Annotated in this window: 20 protein-coding genes; 13 read left to right on the forward strand and 7 right to left on the reverse strand. The window is 63.5% G+C overall.

All coding sequences use genetic code 11. From position 1 onward, the window contains the following. Positions 1-22: 22 nt before the first annotated feature. The 3 genes from AADZ78_RS22135 to AADZ78_RS22145 all read left to right on the forward strand — a co-directional run bounded on the left by AADZ78_RS22135 (position 23) and on the right by AADZ78_RS22145 (position 3,151). Entirely contained in the window at positions 23-991 is a 969-nt protein-coding gene (locus AADZ78_RS22135; protein WP_239656817.1) for a DUF4873 domain-containing protein, read from the forward strand. Positions 992-1,420: 429 nt separating this feature from the next. Continuing rightward, positions 1,421-2,185 carry an STAS domain-containing protein gene (locus AADZ78_RS22140; RefSeq protein ID WP_085253114.1) on the forward strand — a complete coding sequence of 255 codons (765 nt, stop codon included), beginning with the start codon at positions 1,421-1,423 and terminating at the stop codon, positions 2,183-2,185. 96 nt (positions 2,186-2,281) lie between these two features. Then, entirely contained in the window at positions 2,282-3,151 is an 870-nt protein-coding gene (locus tag AADZ78_RS22145; protein WP_085253079.1) for an LLM class flavin-dependent oxidoreductase, read from the forward strand. A gap of 11 nt (positions 3,152-3,162) precedes the next feature. On the opposite strand, the gene AADZ78_RS22150 is transcribed toward AADZ78_RS22145, so the two are convergent. Beyond that, a complete protein-coding gene (locus tag AADZ78_RS22150; RefSeq protein WP_085253078.1) occupies positions 3,163-4,563 on the reverse strand; it encodes a WS/DGAT/MGAT family O-acyltransferase in 1,401 nt (466 codons plus the stop codon). Positions 4,564-4,737: 174 nt separating this feature from the next. Further along, positions 4,738-5,436 carry a GAF and ANTAR domain-containing protein gene (locus AADZ78_RS22155; protein WP_085253077.1) on the reverse strand — a complete coding sequence of 233 codons (699 nt, stop codon included), beginning with the start codon at positions 5,434-5,436 and terminating at the stop codon, positions 4,738-4,740. Between the two features lie 315 nt (positions 5,437-5,751). On the opposite strand from AADZ78_RS22155, the gene AADZ78_RS22160 reads away from it, so the two are divergent. Continuing rightward, on the forward strand, positions 5,752-6,669 hold the full coding sequence (locus AADZ78_RS22160; RefSeq protein ID WP_085253076.1) for an SAM-dependent methyltransferase: 918 nt from the start codon (positions 5,752-5,754) through the stop codon (positions 6,667-6,669). 128 nt (positions 6,670-6,797) lie between these two features. Here the strand turns inward: AADZ78_RS22160 and AADZ78_RS22165 are convergent, their stop codons facing one another. Further along, positions 6,798-8,732: a fumarylacetoacetate hydrolase family protein gene (locus AADZ78_RS22165; RefSeq protein WP_085253075.1), complete on the reverse strand. Its 1,935-nt coding sequence runs from the start codon at positions 8,730-8,732 to the stop codon at positions 6,798-6,800. Next, positions 8,729-10,996, reverse strand: coding sequence for an ATP-dependent DNA ligase (locus AADZ78_RS22170; protein WP_085253074.1), 2,268 nt, complete (start codon positions 10,994-10,996; stop codon positions 8,729-8,731). The genes AADZ78_RS22165 and AADZ78_RS22170 overlap by 4 nt, the downstream gene beginning before the upstream one ends. A 22-nt stretch (positions 10,997-11,018) precedes the next feature. Between AADZ78_RS22170 and AADZ78_RS22175 the strand changes: the two genes are divergently transcribed. The 7 genes from AADZ78_RS22175 to AADZ78_RS22205 all read left to right on the forward strand — a co-directional run bounded on the left by AADZ78_RS22175 (position 11,019) and on the right by AADZ78_RS22205 (position 18,497). Then, complete coding sequence (locus AADZ78_RS22175; protein WP_085253073.1) at positions 11,019-11,924, forward strand: carbohydrate kinase family protein; 906 nt, start codon at positions 11,019-11,021, stop codon at positions 11,922-11,924. A gap of 410 nt (positions 11,925-12,334) precedes the next feature. Further along, on the forward strand, positions 12,335-12,634 hold the full coding sequence (locus AADZ78_RS22180; protein WP_085253072.1) for a PE family protein: 300 nt from the start codon (positions 12,335-12,337) through the stop codon (positions 12,632-12,634). 15 nt (positions 12,635-12,649) lie between these two features. Further along, complete coding sequence (locus AADZ78_RS22185; protein ID WP_085253071.1) at positions 12,650-13,882, forward strand: PPE family protein; 1,233 nt, start codon at positions 12,650-12,652, stop codon at positions 13,880-13,882. Between the two features lie 434 nt (positions 13,883-14,316). Further along, positions 14,317-15,261 (forward strand): magnesium transporter CorA family protein, encoded by a 945-nt coding sequence (locus AADZ78_RS22190; RefSeq protein WP_085253070.1) that lies wholly within the window; start codon positions 14,317-14,319, stop codon positions 15,259-15,261. 177 nt (positions 15,262-15,438) lie between these two features. Next, positions 15,439-16,485 (forward strand): geranylgeranyl diphosphate synthase IdsB, encoded by a 1,047-nt coding sequence (gene idsB, locus AADZ78_RS22195; RefSeq protein WP_085253069.1) that lies wholly within the window; start codon positions 15,439-15,441, stop codon positions 16,483-16,485. Between the two features lie 693 nt (positions 16,486-17,178). Then, the gene (locus tag AADZ78_RS22200) at positions 17,179-17,520 is read left to right on the forward strand and encodes a hypothetical protein (RefSeq protein WP_139829048.1); all 342 of its coding nucleotides are present in this window, start codon (positions 17,179-17,181) and stop codon (positions 17,518-17,520) included. 101 nt (positions 17,521-17,621) lie between these two features. Further along, positions 17,622-18,497, forward strand: coding sequence for a Ku protein (locus AADZ78_RS22205; protein ID WP_085253067.1), 876 nt, complete (start codon positions 17,622-17,624; stop codon positions 18,495-18,497). Between the two features lie 7 nt (positions 18,498-18,504). On the opposite strand, the gene AADZ78_RS22210 is transcribed toward AADZ78_RS22205, so the two are convergent. Beyond that, complete coding sequence (locus AADZ78_RS22210; RefSeq protein WP_169726416.1) at positions 18,505-18,645, reverse strand: hypothetical protein; 141 nt, start codon at positions 18,643-18,645, stop codon at positions 18,505-18,507. 271 nt (positions 18,646-18,916) lie between these two features. Here AADZ78_RS22210 and pstS point away from each other — a divergent pair, with 271 nt between their 5' ends. Together pstS and AADZ78_RS22220 are read left to right on the forward strand one after the other, a co-directional pair. After that, positions 18,917-20,032: a phosphate ABC transporter substrate-binding protein PstS gene (gene pstS, locus AADZ78_RS22215; RefSeq protein WP_085253113.1), complete on the forward strand. Its 1,116-nt coding sequence runs from the start codon at positions 18,917-18,919 to the stop codon at positions 20,030-20,032. A gap of 271 nt (positions 20,033-20,303) precedes the next feature. Then, positions 20,304-22,394 (forward strand): serine/threonine-protein kinase PknD, encoded by a 2,091-nt coding sequence (locus AADZ78_RS22220; RefSeq protein WP_085253066.1) that lies wholly within the window; start codon positions 20,304-20,306, stop codon positions 22,392-22,394. An 8-nt stretch (positions 22,395-22,402) separates the two neighbouring features. Here the strand turns inward: AADZ78_RS22220 and pstA are convergent, their stop codons facing one another. Together pstA and pstC are read right to left on the reverse strand one after the other, a co-directional pair. After that, positions 22,403-23,305 (reverse strand): phosphate ABC transporter permease PstA, encoded by a 903-nt coding sequence (gene pstA, locus AADZ78_RS22225; RefSeq protein WP_085253065.1) that lies wholly within the window; start codon positions 23,303-23,305, stop codon positions 22,403-22,405. Between the two features lie 13 nt (positions 23,306-23,318). Further along, on the reverse strand, positions 23,319-24,293 hold the full coding sequence (gene pstC / locus AADZ78_RS22230; protein WP_085253064.1) for a phosphate ABC transporter permease subunit PstC: 975 nt from the start codon (positions 24,291-24,293) through the stop codon (positions 23,319-23,321). Between the last annotated feature and the right edge of the window lie 6 nt (positions 24,294-24,299).

Raw genomic sequence — 24,299 nt, forward strand, 5'->3', positions numbered from 1 at the left:
CGTCATCGCCGCCGAGCCCGCGGTGTACGTCCCGTGGATACCGGATATCCCCGGCGTCTTCGCGGGCGAATCCTTTCACGCGGCGGCCTGGGACCCTGATTTCGATCCGGCCGGCAAGCAGGTTGCGGTGATCGGCACCGACGCCGCGGTCGGACACCACATCGGCCGGCTGCTCGAATCGGCAAGATCGGTAACCGCGTTCGCCTACCCACCACGTCGGTTTGTCACCGAAGTGCCGCTGCCGACGACGCGCGCCAGACGCTGGTTGCGCCGCCACGTGCGACATGAGCGGCCTCCGGCGGTCCATGTGGCGGGGTCGGCGATCGACGCGCTGACCTCCTCGGGTATCCGCACCAGCGATGGTGTCGAGCACTGCCTGGACACCATCATTTACGGCACCGGGTATGCGGTAGGCGACCAGACGCTGGTCGGCGCCGGCGGACTGACCATCCGACAGGCCTGGACCGACGGCATGGAGCCATTTTTCGGGGTGGCCGTTCACGGTTTTCCCAACTACTTCTTCATCACCGGGCCCGATATCGGTGCGCAGGGGCGCTACATCGTGGAGTGCATAGAGCTGATGAAACGCACCGGCAGCGCTCGCATGGAAGTGCGGCGCAGCAGCCAGCATGTGTTCAACGAGCGCGCCCAACTCGAACCCGCCGAGCCTCACGCAGTGGCATCCGCATTCGACCTGTCAGCCAGCACACCCGAGGACAGTGACACCTACGACGGCGCCGCGACGCTGGACATAGCCGGCAGCCGCCACTTCGTGCGCGTCCGGCTTACCGGTCACCTCGACCCCATCGACGGCAACTACCACTGGCAAGGCACGGTTTTCGATCACCTACCACAGGTCAAGCACGCGCGGGCCGCCACATTATCGATCGGCAAGTACAGCGCGCCCGCGCGCATCATCGAAGAAACGCCGTGGGGCACGCATTCGGTGGCCGGTGTGGGCACACCACCTTACGCGCGGCGCGGCCCCTGACGGGCGCGATGTGCGAATTCGGCTAGGCTGAGGGTCTCCTAGACAAGAGGTTGGCCACGCGAGTTAAGTGGGTAACCAGCCTGGGTGGCGCGTGCTGCAGCAGACGGCAGACAAGCGAGAACGGCGTGTTCGGCGTAGTGGTGGTCGGTGCTTCGGACGGGCGAGATCGGGACATCTACCCGACCTGCGTCCAGGTTGCAGCGCGACCATGGATTCCTGCGATGCCCCGCACTCCATATGCACCAGGCGGGGCCATTATCCGAAGATAGAGAGTGGGCCGCCGAAGAAGCGGCATCCTCAGCAATTGGCGGGGCAAGAGTTCGAGGAGCAGGAGATGGAGCCGGACGACCGGACAGAACTGGCACGCCGGTTCATGACGTCTCGCCGTTTTGCACTGGGCGCAGTCCCCGATGTGCGGGGGTGGCGCAAGTGAGCGCGGTAGCCAAGTCACCAAGCTCGTTAGCCGTTGCGGTTCGGACTGAGCAGTCGGTCGTCTTCCTGGCGGCCGAGGGTGTACTCGACGCAAACAACTCCGCGGAGCTTCGCGACAGCGTGATGAACGCGATGGTCGACGCACCGTCCGCCGTCATCGTCGACGTCACCGCACTTCAAGTCCCCGACGACGCCGCGTGGTCGATCTTCGTCAGCGCCCGCTGGCAGGCCGATACCCGGCCGGAGGTGCCGATCCTGCTGGTCTGCGGTGGTCGAGCCGCGCGCGAGGCAATCACCCGCAGCGGGACCGCCCGCTTCATGCCGGTGTATGCAACCGAGAAGTCGGCGATAAAGAGCCTCGGCAAGCTCGCGCGTCGCGGCTTCCGACATGCCCAGGCCCAACTACCCGCCAACCTGACCAGCCTTCGCGAGTCGCGCCAACTGGTCCGCGAGTGGCTCACCAACTGGTCGAAACCCAGGCTGATCCCGGTCGCTTTGGTGGTGGTCAACGTGTTCGTGGAAAACGTGCTGGAACACACCGGCAGCGATCCGTTGGTGCGACTCGAATGCGACGGTCCGACGGCAACGATCGCGGTTTCCGACGGCAGCGGAGCACCCGCGGTGCGGTTGCCGTCGCCCCCCAAGGGCATCGACGTATCCGGCCTGGCGATCGTTGACGCGTTGTCCCGCGCGTGGGGCAGCACTCCCACGGCGTCTGGCAAAACGGTCTGGGCCATCATCGGCCCCGAAAACCAGCTGTAAGCCACATCGGCGACATTGAGTGTGCGCTAGCGGCTTTGCGGGTGAATGGCGGGCGCGAATTTTGTGATTCGACCGCCCTGGGCACACACTCGACTCGTGCGGTTCAGCTACGCGGAGGCAATGACCGACCCGACGTTCTACATTCCGCTGGCCAAGGCGGCCGAGGCCGCCGGCTACGACAGCATGACGATCGCCGACAGTCTCGCCTATCCCTTTGAGTCCGAATCGAAGTACCCGTACACGCCGGACGGCGACCGCGAATTTCTCGACGGCAAGGAAATCATCGAGGCCATTGTCCTGACGGCGGCGTTGGGTGCGGTGACAACGACACTGCGGTTCAACTTGTTTGTTCTCAAGCTGCCCGTCCGGCCGCCGGCCCTGGTGGCCAAGCAGGTGGGCTCGCTGGCCGCGCTGATTGGCAACCGGGTAGGCCTTGGCGTTGGCACCAGTCCGTGGCCGGAGGACTACGAGTTGATGGGCATCCCATTCGCTAAGCGCGGCAAGCGGATTGACGAATGTATCGAGATTGTGAAGGGCCTCACCACCGGAGACTACTTCGAATTCCATGGCGAGTTCTACGACATCCCCAGGACGAAGATGACTCCGGCGCCGAGCAAGCCGATCCCGATACTGGTTGGCGGCCATGCCGATGCCGCACTGCGGCGCGCGGCGCGCCTGGACGGCTGGATGCACGGCGGTGGTAGCGACCCCGAGGAACTCGACCGACTCATCGCCCGGGTCAAGCGATTTCGCGACGAGGAGGGCAAGACCGGACCGTTCGAGATCCACGCGATCTCGATGGACGGCTACACCGTAGACGGCATCAAGCGGCTCGAGGACAAGGGCGTTACCGACGTCATCGTGGGCTTTCGGATTCCCTACATCAAGGGACCGGACACCGAGCCGCTGGAGAAGAAGATTCGTCACCTGGAGAAGTACGCCAACAAGGTGATCTCGAGAGTCTAACTGCGACCGCGCTACACCGGTCCGATGGCGTCTTCAAGCAGCTCGAGTTCGCGAGCAAGCTGATCGGTGAGCGTGCTCATTGCGGGGACGACGCGGCGACAGCTGATCAAGCCGAAGGCGATCTGGTCATTGGTGCTGGTGCAGGTGATGTTCAACGCCTGACCATCGACAGGTATCGACATCGGGTAGAGCGCGTCCAAGTGGGCACCGTTCCAGTACAACGGGCCACGCGGACCGGGCACGTTGGAGATCGTCACGTTCGGCGGGCACAGCGGCCCACGAGCGTGTCCCAGCGTCATCGCAAGTGCGAGCGGGGCAGCGCCGAGCGCGCTCATCGCGATCACCTGCTCCCGGCTGCGGCCGGCGATGGCGGCCTTACCCTCTCGCATGCTGGTCCGCACGGCCGACAGCCGCTCGGCGGGGTCGGCCAGGTGCGTGGCCAGCGAACATATCAAGGTCCCGATCTTGTTACCGGGAACCTGACGCATCACGTCGACAACGTCGGCGCCGCGCAGCGAGACCGGCACCATCGCCGTCAGCGGCGCGACCGGCAGCGCCTCGCGGGCGATCAGGTAACTGCGCAACGCCCCGGCACACATGGCCAGCACGACGTCGTTGATGGTGGCATCAGCACGCTTCGCGACCAATCTCAGTCGTTCGATCGGGAATGTGCAGCCGGCGAAAGACCGGGCACTGTCGATCGGCACGTTCAACGGGGTGTGGGGTGCTGCCAGCGTGAGCGGACCTCCGCGGCGGCGGGCTGCCCGCCACGCGGTGTCTGCCAGCGCCGGAACCATGCCCGCAAGCTCCCCGGCCGTGCCAAGCACCGCTCGGGCCAGCGTCAGCGGTCCCAACGGGGTCGAAGGGGCCGGCGGATCCGACGGTCGCGCCTGTTCGCCCACCTCCCACAGTGCGGGCATCTCACGCCGATCTGGGTCCGCACAGACGGTCCGTTGTAGAAGCCGCATCGCTGAGACTCCATCGGCTAGCGCATGGTGGGTCTTGATATACATCGCGTACTGGCCGTTGGGCAGGCCCTCGATCAGATGCAACTGCCAAAGCGGGCGCGAGCGATCCAGCATCCCAGCGTGCAATTGCGACACCAGCTCCCACAGCGCGGCCATGCCGGCTCGCCGCGGCAATGCACAGAGCTGGACGTGGTAGTCCAGTTCGACCTCGGCCTCGGTGCGCCAATACCATTGCCCGAGAGAGCTCAGGGAGCGATGCGGACGTCGTCGCCACAGCGACGTCACTTGGTTGCGCGCCAGCGCGGCGGCGAACGTATCGCGCACGTAGCGCGCGTCGGCGCTCTCGGGGCGACTCAGCAACGCCAGCGCACCCACGTGCATCGGCCGCTTCGGCGTCTCAGCAAAAAGAAACATCGCATCGGCGGCGGACATGGGAAATAGCATGGGCGGCAGAACCTTTCAGGCGACCGACACATCCCCGCCACGGACGGCTGCTTCCCGAGAACGTGTCGGATGCTGACTACCGCCGGGACTGGACGGCCAAAACCCGCCGAAAAGGGCTGGGTACCTCGGTCACATTAGCCACACCAGTGACTACTCGCAACCGGCCGCGTTCGGTCATCGGCGCGCATGCTTCGCCTCGATGAGACGGCGCGCGATCTCGACAACGGCTGTATTCGAGTTCTGCGACAGTTGTGAGAGCAGCGCGAATGCGCGAACGGCGTCGACATTGAAGCGTTCCATCAGCATCCCCTTGGCCTGGCCGATGAGGTCGCGGGAAGCGAGTGCGCTGCGGAATTGCTGGTCGTGGCGCAGCATGCTCCACGCCAGTGCGGCATGAGTGGCCATGATCAATGCCATCTCCACCGATTCGGCGTCGAACGCGTGACGTCGCGAGGCGTAAAAGTTGAGCGCACCCATGTTGTGGCGGTTGACGAACAACGGGATCGTCATGATCGACCGGATCGGCGTTTCGTCGGCAACGTCGCGGCAATAGCCAGGCCAGCGCTGTTCGGTGGTGACGTCGTCGATGCGGATGACCTGTCCCTCCCAGGTTGCGGCGCCGCACATGTCCTTGTGGCGTTGCTGAATTTTGCCTAGCAGGATCGGGTACCCGGCGGTTGCCGACACCGTCCGCACCCCGTCGCGGCTGCCCATCGTGAGTGCAGCATGCTCAGCACCGGGCACGGATTTTACGGCGGTGTCAAGTAGATTGCCGAGGGTTGTGTCGATGTCGTCGGTGGGCTGCTGCTCCTGGAGATTCCGCGCCAATTCGGCGACCTGGAGAGCAATTGCGCGCACGTGACTCGCTGTCATTGTGGTCTTCTCCGATCGAGCGCCGATGGAGGCCATCTCATTTTCACGCCATGTGGTGTTGCTGGCAAGGTCGCGAGGCAAACGGCCAACGAAGGTAAGGCTTACATATGTTCCAGTTAGGCTTGTCAACGCTTTTCGCGAAAGTGTAGACGGCACAGTCGATCCCACTTCGGGGGCACTTCTCCTGGCGCCTTGGCTGAGACCAATCTTGGTCTGCCACACCCCGAAAGCGTTGATGAACGCCGCACGGTACAGCGGGCATTCAGGGATCTGGCCTAACGTGGATTCGGCTGGCCCAATTCCAAAGGAGTAACCATGGCACGAACCGATGACGACACGTGGGACCTGGCTAACAGTGTGGGAGCCACTGCCACCATGGTGGCGGCGGCGCGGGCGGCCGCGAGTCGGCGTCCCCGGCCGGTCATCAACGACCCGTTCGCGGAGCCGCTGGTCCGCGCCGTCGGGCTGGACGTGTTCACCCGGGTGGCCACCGGTCAAGCGGATCTCGACGAGATCGGCACCGGCCTCGGGTTTCCGCGGATGGTGGACACGTTCGCCGCACGCGCCCTGTTCTTCGATACATACTTCGCCGAGGCCGGCGCGGCCGGATTGCGCCAGGTGGTGATCGTGGCGTCCGGGCTCGATGCCCGCCCGTACCGGCTTGGGTGGCCGGCCAGCACGGTGGTGTACGAAATCGACCAGCCCGAGGTGATCGGGTTCAAGACCGCCACGGTATCCAAACTCGGTGCCGTCGCGACCACCGAGCATCGCCCGGTGGGCATAGATCTGCGCGACGATTGGCCGGCCGCGCTGCGTGCCGCCGGTTTCGATCCCGCCCAGCCATCCGCTTGGCTGGCCGAGGGAGTGCTCATCGGCTTTCTGCCGCCCGAAGCCGAGGTTCGGTTGCTGGACAACGTCATTGCGCTTAGCGCCAGTGGCAGCCGGCTTGCCGCGGACTATGGAACGATCACCGGAACTTCGGAGGACTCCGCGGAATTGGCGCGACGGATGACCGAGGGCTGGCGTGCGCATGGGCTGGAGCTGGACATCGCCGAGTTGACCTACCCTGGCGAGCACACCGACGTCGCCGCACACCTGCACACTCACGGGTGGGAGATCACCACCTCGGACCACTCGGATCTCCTTGCCGCGGCCGGCCTCCCCGAACTGGCAGCCGCCGATCAGCACGGGCCCGCCACGCCGCTTCGCTTCGTGAAGGCCGTGCGGGCTTAGCGCGACGACGGCTGCTACCACCTGCTTGCCACACCCGCCACACTGGCCTCCTTGGGGAGGGGTAGTCTTTGTGCCCAAAGAGTGTCTATCCCGACGCAGCGACTGGTGTGACAACTGCGACCAGACGGTTACGATGCGCGGCGCGCCAGCCACTCCGCCTGCATTACCATCAGCCCGAACAACTCCGGCGTCGGAGCATCGGGATCGAGTTCGCGGTAACGCTGGTAGATGTTGACCACGACGCGTTCGGAGTCCAGCCAGCTCGCGTACTCGCCGAGGTCGACGGTGTCGACGGCCTCAGCGAACGACAGTCCGTTGTGGTAGGCCGCATCGGCCTGCTCGACAACGTGAACGAGATAGCCACGCACAGCACGGATTCCATCCGGATCGGTGACCGGACCGTGGCCCGGTATCACGACGGGAGCGTCCAGCGCGATCATCGTGTCGCACGCTGCGACCCAGTTGGCGATCGGCCCGGCCCACACAATCGGTGTGCACCCGATGAACAACAGATCCCCGGCGAACAGCACACCGGCGTCGGGCACATGCACCACCGAATCGGCGGCGGTGTGCGCGGGGCCGAGGTTGCGCAGATCCACCCTCCTGCCGCCGACGTCGATGGTGAGTGCTCGGTCGAAAGTCAGGTCGGCGTTGCGCACCGTGATGCCGCTGAAGTCGAAGTGCGCGAAGCGGTCTCGCGCATACCGAGTCGCTAGTGGGCCAAGGTCGGCGGTTTGGATGCGCGTCAGCATCTCCGGGCCCGCGCCGTGCGCTATCTCCTCGGCGGTGCCCGCCGCGGCGATGATGCGGACCGAGCTGTCCAGCAGTTGAGTGCCGTGGGTGTGGTCGCCATTGGAATGAGTGATCAGGGCATCGGTGATGGGCGAGCGCTCGGTGACGGGTCGCATCGCGGCCAGCATTTCCCGGGTCAGCGCCAGGTCGAACAACGTGTCGACGAGCAGCGACGCGCCATCACCTGCGACCAGACCCGCATTGCTCCAGCCGTATCCCCCGTCCGGCAGTGTCCAGGCCCACACCCGGTCGGCGACCTCGTGCAGGCCGCGGGTGTAGGGCACTTTCGCGGGTGCCGGGTTAATGCGGGGCAGGGCCGGTTGGGCGTCCGGATTCGGCCGGGGGGCCAACGGAATCGGCGCTTCGCTCCGACGAACGGTTTGGCGCGTCTCCCCGAGACCCTCGACCTTGAGGGTCACGACGTCGCCGTCGCGCAACCAGCCCGGGAACGACTCGGCGTTCCTCAGATGCTCGACAAGCGTGCAGGTGGGCACCGTGCCGGAGCCGAACACGTCGCCCGGGCTCAGGGTCACGCCCCGCGAGGCGTAGGAGATGACCTCACCGAAAGTCCAGTCCATCGCCCCGGTGGACCCCGAGCCGATCACGGTCTCGTTGACCAGCGCGGTCACCGATAGGCTCAGCTTGCCGTCACGCCGGTAAGGCGCCAGTTCATCCGGGGTGACCAGATAGGGTCCCAGCGTGACTCCGCTGTCTTTGCCCTTGGCCTGGCCGATCCGTAGCTGCCCCTCCAGCATCTGCAGGTCACGCGCGGACCAGTCGTTGAAGATCATGTAGCCGACGATCGACCGTTCGGCCTGCTCGACCGACAGGTTCTTCCCAGTCGTCCCGATGACGGCCGCAATCTCCAATTCGAAGTCCTGCCACGCACTTCCGGGAGCGATCGGCGCATCATCGTAGGGGCCTAAAACGGTTGCCGGACATGCGAAGTAGAACGCCGGGATGCGGTACCAGGTGTCCATGAGCACCCGGCCCGCTCCCACCGCCTCCTGGCAATTGCGCATGTGGTCCAGAAAGCACAGCGAATCGCGGATCGACGGCGGGCGCGGGATCGGCGCCGCCAGCGACACTTCATCGAGACGAACCACCGCCGTGGGCGACCGCAGGATTTCTTCTCCCGCTGCGTGCAGCCCGTCGGCCCCGCGCCCGATCAGCTCGAGCAGTGTCACTCCCGCGGGTGCGGCATAAATCCAGTCACCGGAAAGGACTCCGCCGCGGTGGTCCTGGTCGCTTCGATACGTCACCCACTTCATTCGCGCACCACCTCACTGGGTTTCTTGTCCGGCCGCAGCCCGCGCCAACTCGTTTGGCGCAACCGGTTGTCCGGGGTCCACTCGCTGTAGCGCACCTCGCCGACCAGTGTCGGCCTCACAAACGTCACGCCCTTGGCGTCGCGCGCGGGAAGCGGTGTATCGAAGGGGGATTCATCGGTATGCAGCGGGGCCAACGTCTTCTTGAGGCTCGCCAGGTCACGTTCGGTGAAGCCGGTGCCGACTCGCCCGGCGAATCGCAATCCGTTTGGGCCGGGAATGCCCATCAGCAGCGCGCCAATGCCGCTGCTGCGTCCACCTTCCCCGGCCCGCCAGCCGCCGATGACGACCTCTTGGGTGTTCCAGTACTTGTCCTTGATCCACGAAGCCGAGCGCCGGCCCGGCTGATAACTCGAGTCGCGCCTCTTGGCGACCACGCCCTCCCAGTCGTGCTTGCGCGAATACTCCAGCGCCTCGGCGCCATCCCCGGGAAGCAGCTCAGGAACGATGAGATCGCATGCGCTGCCTAGTGTTTCCAGTAGCCTGCGCCGATCTCGATAGCGGGCTCGCAGCAGTGAGCGGCCGTCCAAATAGAGCAGGTCGAACGCCCAGAATTCGATGCGGGTGGCTCGGACGCGGTTCTGCATCTCAGTGAAGCTGGGCACTCCGGACTCGTTGAGCGCGACCACTTCGCCGTCAAGCACCAGGTGATGATCGGCGAGACCTGCTGCCAGCGACCGCAATTGGGGATAGTCCGCGGTGACATCACGTCCGCTGCGTGATCGCAGCCGCAGCACCCCATGGTCGGCGTCCACCAATAGCCGGTAGCCGTCCCACTTGCCCTCGAAGGCCCATTGCCCCGCTTTGAGCCCGGCAACCGAACCGTGGGTAGCGAGCATGGGTGCCAGCGTGTCGAACTCGAAGACCTTCTGGTCCTTCATCCGGTGGACCAGCCACTGGTCGCCATCGGTCTGGATCAGCGCATAGCGCCCGGAGATTCGATTGCCGTGCAGGTTGACGATCACCTCATCGTCGCGAAACTTTTCGGCCTCGTAGGTTCCGGAGTCCCAGATGATCACCTTGCCGGCGCCGTATTCACCCTTGGGGATGGTGCCTTCGAATGTGGCGTATTCCAGCGGATGATCCTCGGTGTGCACCGCCAGATGATTCACCGAAGTGGTTTCGGGCAGGTTTTTCGGCACCGCCCACGACACCAGCACGCCATCTCTTTCCAGGCGGAAGTCATAGTGCAGCCGGCGGGCGTGATGCTCTTGGATGACGAACGTATTGTTCTGCCCAACAGTGGGTTTCGCGCTCGGCACCGGTTCGGGGGTCTTCGACGCGTTGCGCATGCCGCGGTATTTGGTCAGACGGTCCCGGCTAGGCAGGTCGGCATCCAGCGGTGCCAGCAGGTCCCCGTCGTGGGCCACCCGGTCGAGCACCTCGTCGTAGCGCAGCTGGCGCAGCCCTGTGTCGTCGAGTTCCTCCCAGGTGCGTGGTGCGGCGACGGTCGGATGATGTCGGCCACGCAGCGAGTATGGCGCGATGGTGGTCTTGGAGCCATTGTTCTGGCTCCAGTCCAAGAACACCTTCCCGGCCCGCAGGCTCTTGGTCATGGTGGATATGACCAGGTTGGGCATGTCCTTTTCCAGTTGCCGCGCAACGCGTTTAGCTAACACCGTGGCACCCGAGCTGGTCACCGGTTCGTTCAGCGGGGCGTAGAGGTGCAGGCCCTTGCTGCCGCTGGTGAGCGGGAACGTGGTCAGGCCGATATCGGCCATCAAGTCCCGGACCCCGCGGGCCACCTCGGCCAACTGGGCCATGGTGATGCCCTCACCCGGGTCGAGGTCGAACACCAATCGTGTTGCCGGGCCCGGCTTCAGCTCTTCAGCCTTGCTTCGTGTCCACTCCGCGACGAACCGCCATTGCGGCACGTGCACCTCCAGGGCCGCCTGCTGGGCGATCCAGGCCAGTCCCGTCGTGCTGTCGATGATCGGGTAGGTCGTGGTACCCGACCGGTGGGTGATGCTGGCGCGCGGCAGCCAGTCCGGCGCCGACGACGCCAACTGCTTTTCGAAGAACGATTCGTGGTCGACGCCGTTGGGCCAGCGCTTGCGTGTCGCCGGACGCCCGGCGATGTGCGGCACCATCACCTCGGCGATCCGGGTGTAGTAGTCGAAGATGTCTTGCTTCGTGGTACCGGTCGCTGGGTAGAGCACCTTGTCGGCGTTGGTGAGCTTCACCCGCTGCTCTGCCACCGAACCCATATTGCCAACGTAACCTGTCCTCATGGGGCGTGGACTGGTGATCGGTGAAGCGCTGATCGACGTCATCGAGACCCAGGTCACCGCCGAGCATGTCGGCGGCAGCCCGTTGAATGTCGCCATCGGCCTGGCCAGGCTGGGCCGCGACGTTGATTTCCTGACCCACATCGGCGACGACGGGCACGGCCAGCGAATCGGAGACTACGTCAAAGCCTCTGGGGCACAGCTTGTTCCGGGAAGCACGTCGGCCGCCAGGACTCCCACCGCGGTAGCTACGATCAGGCAGGACGGCTCGGCCAGCTACGACTTCGACCTGGACTGGCAGCTCTCCGGGATACCGCCCGTTCCGCCGCCGCTCTTCGTGCACACCGGGTCTATCGCCGCCGTCCGTGAACCGGGATGTTTGGCCGTCGCGGCCCTGCTGGACGCCTATCGAGCGTCGGCCACAGTCACATTCGACCCCAATGTGCGTCCCTCGCTGATCGTCGACCGAGATCTCGCCCGGGAACGCATCGAAAAGCTCGTCGAACGCAGCGACATCGTCAAGGCCAGCGAGGAGGATCTGCGCTGGATCAACCCCACCCACAGCCCGGAACACACCGCGCAAACCTGGTTGGCGTCGGGGCCCGCGATCGTTGCGTTGACCATGGGCGGTCGGGGCGCGGTAGCGTTCTGCGCGGCCGGCGAGGCACGGGTGGCCGCCAGGCTGGTTCAGGTGGTGGACACCGTCGGCGCCGGCGACGCGTTCATGGTCGGCCTGCTCGACACGCTGTGGGAACTGGGCTTGCTGGGACGGCGCGCTGACCTGCATCGGATCGGACTGCGCGCGTTGACCTCCGCGCTCGAGGCGGCAAGTACGTCGTCGGCGCTCACTGTTACCCGCGTCGGTGCTGACCTACCGGATCGGGCAACCCTTAGCGCCGCAAGATGATGGACGTACCGAACGCAGGCAGCGACTCCCCGTCGAGCTAGCGGCCTTTGACAAAGCGTCGCCGATCCCGAACTTTCTGTGAGGATTACTTGTCAACGTTGTTTGGGTTGACTGATATTGGTGCGAGTGCCACTATGGCCCATGCATGCTCTATATGCAGCGCGGCGGCATCCTCGTATGCCCTGGCCGTGAGGAGGTGAGAGCGGCATGAGTCGCAGTGATAGTCCATATCCGAATCCGATGGTCATTTCGCTCGAAACCGACCTCGCCTCGGCTTTCACCATCTGAATGGTTTTGCGCCGCTTCAGTTAACACATGCACACGCCCATCGCGTGGGCGCGCATGGTCTTGACGTGTCTTCACACGATCACAGCTTCGGGTTCAGCCTGCTTTCAGCAAGGAGATGTCCCATGTCATTTGTAATCGCACAACCTGAACTGCTGGCCGCGGCAGCCAGCCACTTGCACGGAATCGGCACGGCGATGAACGAGCAGAATGCCGCCGCGGCGGGGCCAACAACGAGCGTGGTTCCCGCCGCTGGTGACCAGGTATCAGCGTTGACTGCAACACAATTCGTCGCGCACGCCGCCCTGTACCAAGCCGTGTGCGCCCAAGCGGCGGAGGTTCACGACCTGTTTGTACGTACGTTGGGTGCCAGCGCCGGCTCGTACGCCACCACCGAGGCCGCCAACGCAATCGCAACCCGGTGAGGGAGGAGCACCGCAATGACAGTAGCGATGGACTTCGGTGCATTGCCACCGGAAATCAACTCCACCAGAATGTATTCCGGCCCCGGGTCGGCGCCGATGCTCGCCGCCGCCGGTTCCTGGAATGTGCTGGCCGCTGAATTGCGTTCGACGGCAGCCGACTACAGCTCGGCGATCTCAGCGCTGACGAGTAAGGGGTGGCGCGGTCCAGCGTCGATATCGATGACAGCCGCAGCCGCACCCTATGTGGCGTGGATGCACACGACTGCGACCCAAGCTGAGCAGACTGCGACCCAGGCTACGGCGGCGGCGCGCGCCTACGAAGCCGCGTTTGCGGCCACGGTTCCGCCATGGGTGATTGCGGCCAACCGAGCACAGCTGGCGTCGTTGATCGCGTCCAACCTGCTGGGGCAAAACACTCCGGCGATCGCGGCCACCGAGGCCCACTACGGCGAGATGTGGGCCCAAGACGCGGCCGCAATGTACAGCTATGCCGGCTCCTCAGCCGTTGCCACCAGGCTGGCGCCGTTCACCGAGCCGACACAAGCTACGAACCCCGCGGGACTGGCCGGGCAGGCTGCTGCAGTCACCCAAGCCGGCTACAGCTCCGCCGACGCGACCACGCACACACTGCTGTCGCAGCTGATCTCCGCCGTACCCACGGCGCTGCAGAGCCTCGCGTCGCCCGCTGCGCCGTCTTCGTCGTCCTCCTCGGGACTCTCGGGGATCGTTGGCATTCTGACTGGGTTCGGGTCGGGAAATTCACAGCTCGACAACTTCTGGAATGCGTGGGGACCCAACGCCAATATCTGGAACACCATCTTTTCGTCCGGGTTCTACATGCCGAGTAACACGCTAGGCGCCTTCACGACTTTGCTCGGCGCCGGTGCGGCTGGGGACGCGTTGGGACAGGGTGCCGCCGGCGGACTCGGCGCTGGGCTGGCAGGACCGCCCGGCGGCGCAGCCGGGCTCGGAGGGCTTGGCGGCGCGGTGTCGGGGAGTTTAGGCAAGGCGGCTGCAATCGGACCACTGTCGGTGCCGCCCAGCTGGACGCCGGTCGCAGCACCGATCAGTCCTGCCGCCTCGGCGTTGGGTGGCACCCCGCTCAACGCCCCTCCGGCGGTCGCGACAGGCATGCCCGGATTCGCGCCGACGGGCACGGCCGGACGTGGGAACGCCGGTGCTGCCCTTGCGGATACCCGATTCTTGGCCCGGCCCCCCATGGTGCCACCCTGGTCGGCCGTCGGGTAACGAACAAGGCGCAGCACGAAATCCGTTCCGCTCGACCAACTCCGCCAAGCCAGCACAGCAACCCAGCACACCGTGATTCCGGGATTCATGGCTTCAGGACTAAGGAGGGATTCAAGGGACCACGCATTTTCATGACCGACCCACACGCGATACGGGAAAGGTTTTCTGACACCAATAGCATTGGTACACAATTTGATTGGAGAGCATGAGATGGTCACAATGTTGTGCACACGTGAGAGGGCGCGCCGACGGCCGAATCTGGAGCGACAGGTGATCTGGTTCACCGTCGGGTTGTACCTATTGATTTGCACCGGGCTATTGGCGATGCACTACGCCCACCCGCAGCATGAGGTCGGGTCGTCATCAGTCTCCCCCGCGCACTCCTCCTACGGGCGATAGACCGCACCCGTTTTGCCGGGAACATTCTTGGAGGAATGATGACCATCCCTGTTGAGACAGACTCGTTGGACACCGAGGCGCTGTGCCGGCACTGGATTCAGCTGTTCGCCTCTGATGCGGCGGCGGCAGCGGGGCTGTGCGATCGCCTGGGCGTTGGCTTTCCGGTTGCGGCAGCCGAACGCCGGATTTGGGAGACCGACAAATTCATCTACTTCTCGGTGGCGGTAAGTATCAAACGCGGCGAAACCATCGATCGGGAGTTGCTCATGTTCGCGCTGGGCGCCGACTATGTGGTCACGCTGCAACCCAGCGAGCAGTTCGACGTTTTCGACCACGCGATCGCAAAGCTGCGCCGCCAACCTCGTCTCGCCGCATCCTCCTATGGGGTGATGTATGCGTTGCTGTGGGCACTCAATGAAGCCTCTGAGCGGGTCATCGACTATGCCAGTGACGTTCTGGAGGCGATGAACGACGAGATCGAAATGGCCACCGAAGGCTACGACGAACGCGGCCGCGGGATCGGGGTGAGTGACATGCGAAAGACCATGGCGCGGATGAACGAAACCGAGGAGATTGTGTCGCGCACGCAGGAGTCCCAACTGCTGCTCGCACGCGCAGCGCGCCATCTGATGGCCGAAACACCGGGCCATGAAAGCGATCTCGATGGTCTGATCAGGATCTTGATCATCGACATCGACGGGGTCAAACAACACGCCAGCTTCGAACACGACAAAGTCCGCTATCTACAGCAGTCGGTCATGACTTGGCTTGATGTGAAACAGAACCAAATCGTGAAGGTCTTCACGATCATCACCGCCGTGTTCTTGCCCCCCACCCTGATTGCCACCTTCTACGGGATGAACTTCACCTGGATGCCCGAACTGGAATGGGAGTACGGCTTCCTCGCCACCACCCTGCTGACATTGATTGCGGCGGTCATTCCGCTGGCTTACATCAAACAGAAGGGCTGGCTGCGCTAAGACCCAGCCTGCTGTCGAGATGAATCGGCCCCCATGCTAGGACCAATTGCAATCTGGCGGTGCGTGGACGCGTAACAAAAACTTGACGGCCGTCAACTTTCGCGCTAGGTTTCCTGCTCAACTATTTGTTGGAGGCGGCACGGGTTTGGTTGTGTCGGAACTTGCGAGGTGTTGTGAATGCCACTGGAGGCGACCAAACCCCGCAACGCTCCGGCCCATTCTGGGATTGAAATTCTCGCGCGTGCTCAGCGCAACTGCGATCCCCTTCTTCGTGCTGCCGTGGTGTCACTTCCTGAACCGCTCGCAACCATGGGGGGCTACCACTTCGGTTGGTGGGATCCGGAACGCTCGTCAACGCCTGCCACGCAGGGGAAGTTTGTACGCGCCGCTCTCACCTTCGCCACCGCAGCGGTGTGTGACGGGTCTGAAGAATCCGCTGCGCCAGCGGCGGCAGCCATGGAGCTGTTGCATAATTTTACGCTAATCCACGATGACGTAATGGACCGTGATAAAACGCGCCGCGGGAGAGCAACTGTATGGAGCGTGTGGGGGATAACCAGCGCTATTCTTCTCGGCGACGCATTGCACTCCTTAGCCATACAATTACTCGCCGAAACAGATTTGATGGAGCAATCCCTGGCGCTCAGCATCATTTCTCGGATCGAGAAGTCGTGCCTGAAACTTTGCTTAGGCCAGTTTCAAGACTGCGCATTTGAAGGACAGGTCGCAGTCACCGTCGATGAGTATCTGCAGATGGCCGGAGCCAAGACTGCGTCGCTGATGGGGACTGCTTGTGCACTCGGAGCACTAAGCGCTCGCGCTGACGACCAAACGGTATCGACGATGGAAAGATTCGGCTACCAGCTCGGGTTAGCATTCCAGGCTGTAGACGATGTGATCGGCATTTGGGGCGATGCTACGAATATGGGAAAGCCTGTGGGTAGTGACCTGGTCCGCCGCAAGGCAACTCTTCCGGTGGTTGCGGCCCTGAATTCGAACTGCGATGCAAGCACGGAACTACGCGAACTTTATCGATCTGAAAGTCCGACGACATATCGCGACGTTGCACGCGCCATCGCGCTTATCGAAGCAGCCGGAGGTCGGGAGGCTGCGAAACACCACGCCGAGGAACGACTAAGAGCAGCGATAGCGCTGCTCCCCGAGGTACCGGCGGCGGCCGAGCTCATAGCGTTGTCGCAGGTAGTGGTTGACAGGAGTCGATGATGGGCCAGATTAGTGTCTCGGCGAACTCATCGAACTCACGGCGACTCGTTGAACCTCCTTGCCGAGCGAATGCACTGGCGTACCTCAAAAATAGCCCCAAAGATATCGATCCAGGTTGGCGAATATCTACCGCAGCAATGGGCACCACGCCTGGCACTCGTGTGTCCTCTGAACCTTGTGAACGTCCGTCTGGATCTGAGGAAAAGGTGCCGTACTCCTTGTCGGACTGGCTCGCACTAAGCCGCGAAGAGGTAGCTCGCAGCGGCGGTAAACATATCGCGACCGCCGTCCTCTATTTCAACGGGACGCGCCGGTGGTTCCGGAGTCAAACGAAGGATGGGCAACTCTACGAAGAAGTCACACAAGAAGCACACCGAGCGGTCAGTCAGCTTTGCTATGAGCACGGGATGACCACCTTGGTGCAGCCTCTGCTCGGATATGACCTGTTGGCGCGCGGCCGAGAGTATATGCGGATGGCCATGGAAGCGGTGGGTTGTTTGGTAACGGACCACTATCGGTCCTGGCTGGTCGAAAACGAAATCCAACTCTGTCTATACGGCGACTGGAGGCGATGCTCTCCATCAAAAGGATCCTATTGACGGACAGGGAATCTACGACGCGTTATTCGAGGCCAAAGCCCTCGCTCAGGCGATCACGGCCTGGAAACATGGAGAGCAATCATACGAGCAAGCCATGACCGCCTACGAGATGGCGGCGCGAGCAGAAACGTATCCCATGTACATGGAGACCCTTCGCCAAGTTAAACGCACTGTTTTTAGTCGGTCTCCGTTGTGGCTCGATAAACTGCTCTTTCGTTGCATTGGCTCCGACACAGAATTGAACCACCGTTATGCGTTATTAACTGTGCGCGCCCTTGCTCCCGCCGAGTTCTTCTCTCCGGCGCTTCTTTTCCGCGCTGCGCTACGCGGCCTTCGCATGCGGCACTTTCGCGGAGCTGGCGTGTTACCAGCGAGCAACCGCCGCGACCGTGACATCGCCGAGTTCCCCCGACACACGCCGCCAGCGACGGACTGACGGTCGATGAACGTCACCCACACCCGGCCGTAGTCGGTCTCGCGGGCGAGCGGCCCGCTCCGTGCTGTTAACCCGCCCGACGATGTGGGCATACTGACTGCATGCGCTCCATCTGGAAGGGCTCAATAGCATTCGGGCTTGTCAACGTGCCGGTCAAGGTCTACAGCGCCACCGAGGACCACGACATCAAGTTCCACCAGGTGCACGCCAAGGACAACGGGCGCATCCGCTACAAGCGCGTCTGTGAAGTGTGCGGTGAGGTCGTCGAATACAGCGACCTCACCCGGGCCTACGAATCCGACGACGGACAGATGGTCCTCATCACCGACGACGACATCGCCACCTTGCCCGAAGAGCGCAGCCGCGAAATCGAGGTACTGGAATTCGTGCCGGCCAGCGACGTCGACCCGATGATGTTTGACCGCAGCTACTTCCTGGAGCCGGATTCGAAGTCATCCAAATCCTATGTGCTGCTGGCCAAGACGCTCGGTGAGACGGACCGCATGGCGATTGTTCACTTCACGCTGCGTAACAAGACCCGCCTGGCGGCGTTGCGCGTCAAGGACTTCGGCAAGCGCGACGTGATGGTCGTGCACACCTTGCTGTGGCCCGACGAGATCCGCGATCCCGACTTTCCGGTGCTCGACAAGCACGTCGAGATCAAACCGGCCGAGCTCAAGATGGCCGGCCAAGTTGTCGAGTCGATGGCCGATGATTTCAATCCAGACCGCTATCACGACACCTACCAGGAGCAGTTGCAGGAGCTGGTTGACGCCAAACTCGAAGGCGGGGAAGCATTTACCGTCGAGGAGCAGCCCAAGGAACTGGACGAAGCCGAGGATGTGTCTGACCTGCTCGCCAAGCTGGAGGCCAGCGTGAAAGCGCGCTCGGACAACGGCAAACAACCGGCGAAGAAGACCGCTGCGAAAAAGGCACCGGCGAAGACCCGGCGGGCGGAGGCCCAGTCGAAATCCTGACCGGCCGCTACGCCGGGCCGTTCTTCCCGCCGTTGCCGAACAGCCGAACAACCGAACAACCACCCGCCGTTGCCGCGTTACCACCGTGACCTCCGTTGGCTCCGGTGGCGCCGTGTCGAAGTCGCTCCAATCGAGACTGGTCAACCACCGGTTGCGTGTTTGGTTCCGCGCATGGTCGACAAATATCGTCGCGATTTCCACGGGGCGATCTGCTCTGGCGGCGGTTGGATCGACGGTGAGCGCTGCTAGGCGTCGCCGGACCCCGATCGGGCGTCAAAGACTTGACCCCGGCGTATGCTCGTCGTGCTGCCGACCCCGAGTCTTCAGGAGGAGCGTCCGTGAAGTTCACTCGATCAGGCAAGGGGCCGCGAGCAGACGCAAACACCCCCAATCCGGGCGGATTTTGGGGGCGTTTGCGTCTGCTCGCGCCGCTAACTCAGCCACTGACACTGCTCGTCGTCAGCACACTGGTGTTATCGGCATGCGGAGGCCACTCCAACAACGCGGCATCGTCGTCGGGATCCGGCACGCCTACGGTCCCGGTGAACTGCGGCGGCAAGAAGAAGATTCTGGCCGCGGGCTCGACCGCGCAAAAGAACGCGATGGAGCAGTTCGTCTACGCCTACATCCACGCGTGCCCGGGCTACACGCTGGACTACAACGCGAACGGCTCCGGCGCAGGAATGAAGCTGTTTCTGGGTGGTCAGACCGATCTAGCCGGCTCCGACTCGCCGATGAACCCGGCCAAGGGGGAACCCGATCGGGCGGCGGAACGCTGCGGGTCGCCGGCGTGGGACATCCCGGTGGTGTTCGGCCCGATCGCGGTCACGTACAACATCAACGGCGTCAGTTCGCTCAATCTGGACGGTCCGACGACGGCGAGAATCTTCAACGGAGCCATCACCAAGTGGGACGACCCGGCGATCAAGGCGCTCAACACCACCGCCAACCTGCCCGCCACCCCGATCCATGTCGTCTTCCGCGCCGATCAGTCCGGTACCACCGACAACTTCCAGAAATACCTTGACGCCGCATCCAACGGTGCGTGGGGCAAAGGCGCCGGCCAGACGTTCAATGGCGGTGTCGGCGAAGGTGCTACCGGAAACGACGGCACCTCGCAAGCCATGAAGCGAACGGATGGCTCGATCACCTACAACGAATGGTCGTTCGCGGTTGGCCACCAATTGAACATGGCCCAGATCATCACCTCGGCGGGCCCGAATCCGGTGACGATCACGGCCGAAACGGTCGGTAAGACGATTGCCGGTGCCACCTTCCGGGGTCAGGGCAACGACCTGGTGGTGGACACGTCGTCGTTCTACCGGCCGACGCAGCCCGGTTCCTACCCGATCGTGTTGGTGACCTATGAGATCGTCTGCTCGAAGTATCCCGACGCCCCGACCGGCGCAGCGGTAAAAGCGTTTATGCAGGCTACAATTGGCGACGGCCAAATTGGCTTGGACGAGTACGGATACATTCCGCTGCCGAGCTCATTTCAATCGAAATTGATTCCCGTGGTGAACAGTATTGCCTGAGCGGGCCCCCGCTCCCGGCGCCCACCCGCTCACCGGGGTTAATTACCAAGCGTCCAAACGACTTTAGGTTATTAAGCGTTTTCTCAGCACAGAACCGTATCCTGGCCGTCGGAACGTCGTTACTGACTCGTGATTCAAGATTCACTATGAGTGGCACAATTTTGTTGTGTGCCTACTCTCCGAGGATTTACCGTGGGTTAACCATCCGTTTGACGACGGCGGCCGGTTCGGCCAGTGACTGTCGGGTGGCTGAGCGAAGGGAGCATCGACGGTGAGCGTCACCGGGCCGGATTCGCGGGTGGGCTCGCGTTTTGGGCCGTATCAGCTGGTACGCCTGATCGGCCGGGGCGGGATGGGTGAGGTCTACGAGGCCGAGGACACCCGCAAGCACCGGGTCGTCGCGCTGAAGCTGATCTCGGCGCAATTCTCAGACAACTCCACGTTTCTGGCACGGATGCACCGCGAAGCCGACATCGCCGGGCGGCTGACCGAGCCACACATCGTGCCCATCCATGACTACGGCGAAATCGACGGCCAGTTCTACGTGGAGATGCGCCTGATCGACGGCGTCTCGCTGCGGGCGATGCTGACGCAATACGGTCCGCTGAGCCCGGCACGGGCGGTGGCCATTGTGCGCCAGATCGCCGCGGCTTTAGACGCTGCGCACGGCAGCGGCATTACCCACCGCGACGTGAAGCCGGAAAACATCCTGGTCGCCAGCAACGACTTCGCCTATCTCGTGGACTTCGGTATTGCCCGCAACGCCGCCGATCCGGGGCTGACCCAGCGCGGCATGGCGGTGGGCACCTACAACTACATGGCCCCGGAACGGTTCACCAGCAACGAGGTCACGTACCGGGCCGACATCTACGCACTGGCCTGCGTGTTGGGAGAGTGTTTGACCGGGGCGCCGCCGTACCGGGGCGACAGCGTCGAACGGTTGATCGCCGCACACCTCATGGAACCTGCGCCCCGGCCCAGCCAGCTACGGCCCGGGCGGATTCCGGAGGCCTTGGACCACGTCATTGCCAAAGGCATGGCCAAGAACCCCGTGGATCGCTATATGAGCGCCGGCGACCTGGCCATCGCCGCCCACGACGCGCTCTCCACGCCCGAGCAGAACCAGGAGGCGAGCATCCTGCGGCAGGGCGACAACGCGACCCTGATGGCCCCCGCCGTCACTCCCGACGTTGCCGGCGGTTGGACCAACTACACCGGCGCGGGTCCCCAGCAGACGCCGCACACTGCTGCACCACCGCCCCAGTACCCAACCGGCGACGAGACCGTGGCTCGACCGCTACCACCGACCCCTAGCGGCTGGCGCTCAACCCCGAAAGCGTCCGACGAGTGGACTCTGGCCGCCCCGGTGCCGAGCGCTGCTGGCATCCCAAGTCAACCGGGGATCGCGCCAGCCGGCGCGCCCGCCGGCCCACCGAGTTTCGGCCAACCATCACAACCTTTTCTGACTACCCCGCCCCGCAAGAGCCGGAAGCCGTTGCTAATCGGCGCGGTTGCCGCGGTCATCCTCATCGCCATTGCCGGGATCACCGCGTTCGTGGTGACGAGGCCGAAAGGCTCGTCCACGCAAGCGACGTCGGGACAAGTCGTGCTGCCGTTCACCGGCCTGAACTTCCGCCTCTCCCCGGGCGGGGTGGCCGTCGACGGCGACGGCACTGTCTACATCACCAACCAAACGATGTATGGCCGGGTGGTCGCGCTGGCGGCGGGCTCCAGCACGCCGGTGGTGAAGCCGTTCAACGGGCTCTACGAGCCGCAGGGATTGGCGGTCGACGGCTCCGGCAAGATCTATGTCAGCGACTTCAACAACCGGGTGGTGGCGTTGCCGGCCGGTTCGAACAACCAGATTGTGCTGCCGTTCGACGGCCTCAATTACCCCGAGGGCGTAGCAGTGGACCCACAGGGCAATGTGTACGTCGCTGACCGCGGCAATAACCGGGTGGTGAAGTTGGCGTCGGGCGCGAACGCCCAGACCGTGCTACCGTTCACCGGCCTCAAGAACCCCGACGGGGTAGCCGTGGACAGTGACGGCAACATCTATGTCACCGACACCGACAACAATCGCGTGCTGAAGCTGGACGCCGGGACCAACAACCAGTCCGTGCTACCGTTCACCGGCCTCACCGCGCCGTGGGGTATCGCGGTGGACGGCGCCGGCAACATCTATGTCACCGAACACGACAACAACGCGGTGGCAAAGTTGCCGGCGGGAGCCACCGCCTCGACCGAGCTGCCGTTCACCGGACTCAACACCCCGTTGTCGGTGGCGGTGGACAAAAACGGGAACGTCTACGTCGCCGACCGCGGCAATGGCAGGGTGCTGAAACTCGCGCAGGGTTCTTGAGTGGTTGGTCAGCGACGTCGGCGGGCCACGAAGCGAATCCCCGCGGCTAGCAAGTTGATCACGGCCACAATGATGATCAGGGTCAGGGCAGCGCCCCAAATGCGCAGGAAGCCGGCGTGTTCGGGATTGGTGAGCTCGGTGTAGATCAGCAGCGGCAGCGAGGCCATGTTGCCGTTGAAGATGTCGACGTTGATTGAGCGGCTGTAGCCGACCAGTACCAGCACCGGTGCCGTCTCGCCGATCACGCGCGCGATCGACAACAAAATGCCGGACACGATGCCCGGCATCGCGATCGGGAAGACGATGTGCACGATTGTCTTCCACTTCGGAACACCCAACGCGTAGCTGGCTTCTCGCAGTTCGTCGGGAACCAGCCTGAGCATCTCCTCGGTGGATCGCACCACTACCGGCAACATCAGCAGCACCAACGCCAACGACACGGCAAATGCGCTCTGCGGAAATCCCAAGGTGGCGATCCACAAACTGAAGATGAACAGCGCCGCCACAATCGAGGGGACTCCGGCGAGCACATCGACCATGAAGGTGGTGACCCGCGCCAGCCGACTGGTTCCGTATTCCACCAGGTACACCGCGGTCATCAAGCCCAGCGGCACGGCCAGTGCGGCTGCCACGCCCGCCTGCACCACGGTTCCGTACAGCGCGTGGTAGACGCCGCCGACGAACTCCTCGGGCAGCACCCCGCGCAGTGAGTGGGTCCACCACGTCGACCGGGTCACGCCGTACCAGCCTCGTGCGATCACGACCCCTAGCAGCCAGAACAGCGGCACCAACGCAATGGCGAACGAGGTGAAGAAAAACATGGTCGCGACATGGTTTTTGATCCAGCGCCTACGGCTCAAAGGTCGGAATACCACCGCTTTGACCGGACGGTCTAGCGCGTCAAGGCTCATCGTGGCCCATCCGTTATCCGTTGACCTTGCCACCCGCGATTGCGCGGGCGGCAGCGTTGACCACGAAAGTCAGAATGAACAGTGCGAATCCCGCCGAAATATAGGCTCCGGTCGGCAGCGGTTCGCTGAATTCCGCAGCCGCGGAAGCAATCTTGGAAGCGAACGTGTAACCGCCGTCGAACAGCGACCAGTTCCCCGGCTTGGCGGCCGAACGTAAGATGATCAGCACCGCCACGGTTTCACCCAGAGCACGACCCAATCCCAGCATTGCCGCCGCTATCACACCGCTACGGCCAAAGGGCAGCACCGTCATCCGCACCACTTCCCATTTCGTCGCGCCGAGCGCCTGCGCAGCTTCGATCTGGATAAGCGGCGTCTGCCGGAACACTTCTCGCGACACCGACGTGATGATCGGCAGAATCATCACCGCGAGCACGATGCCGGCGGTAAAGATCGTGCCTCCGCCGGCCAGCGACACGTTGCCCTGCTTGAACAAAAACAGCCAACCGAGGTTGCGGTTGAGAAAGCTGGCGATCGGCTCCAATTTCGGTGCCAGCACGAAGATTCCCCACAACCCGAAAATGATCGACGGCACCGCGGCCAGCAGATCGACCATCGCACCGAATGGACGCGACAACCTCCTCGGCGCGTATTGGGTGAGGAACACCGCGATGCCGACAGCGATCGGCACGGCCAACACCAGCGCGCTTATCGAACTGAGCACCGTAACCATGAACAAGTCGCGGATACCGAATGCCAGTTTTTCGTCGTCGGCCGTGTCGAATGCGGCACTGGTGAAGAAGTTAGCGTTGTTCGCACGCAACGACGGGACGGCGCGGATGAACAGGAATATCGCGATCAGCAGGATCGCGATCACGATCACCGAACTGGCCGCGGCCGCGGTCATTTTGAACAGCCGGTCCGCCCGTCGAGATGCGCGCGCGTCCACGGCCGCTAGCGCCGACTTGGCCCGGGGGCCTTTGACCACATTGAC

Origin of the sequence: Mycobacterium riyadhense (assembly GCF_963853645.1) — a bacterium.
Taxonomy (GTDB): Bacteria; Actinomycetota; Actinomycetes; order Mycobacteriales; family Mycobacteriaceae; genus Mycobacterium; species Mycobacterium riyadhense.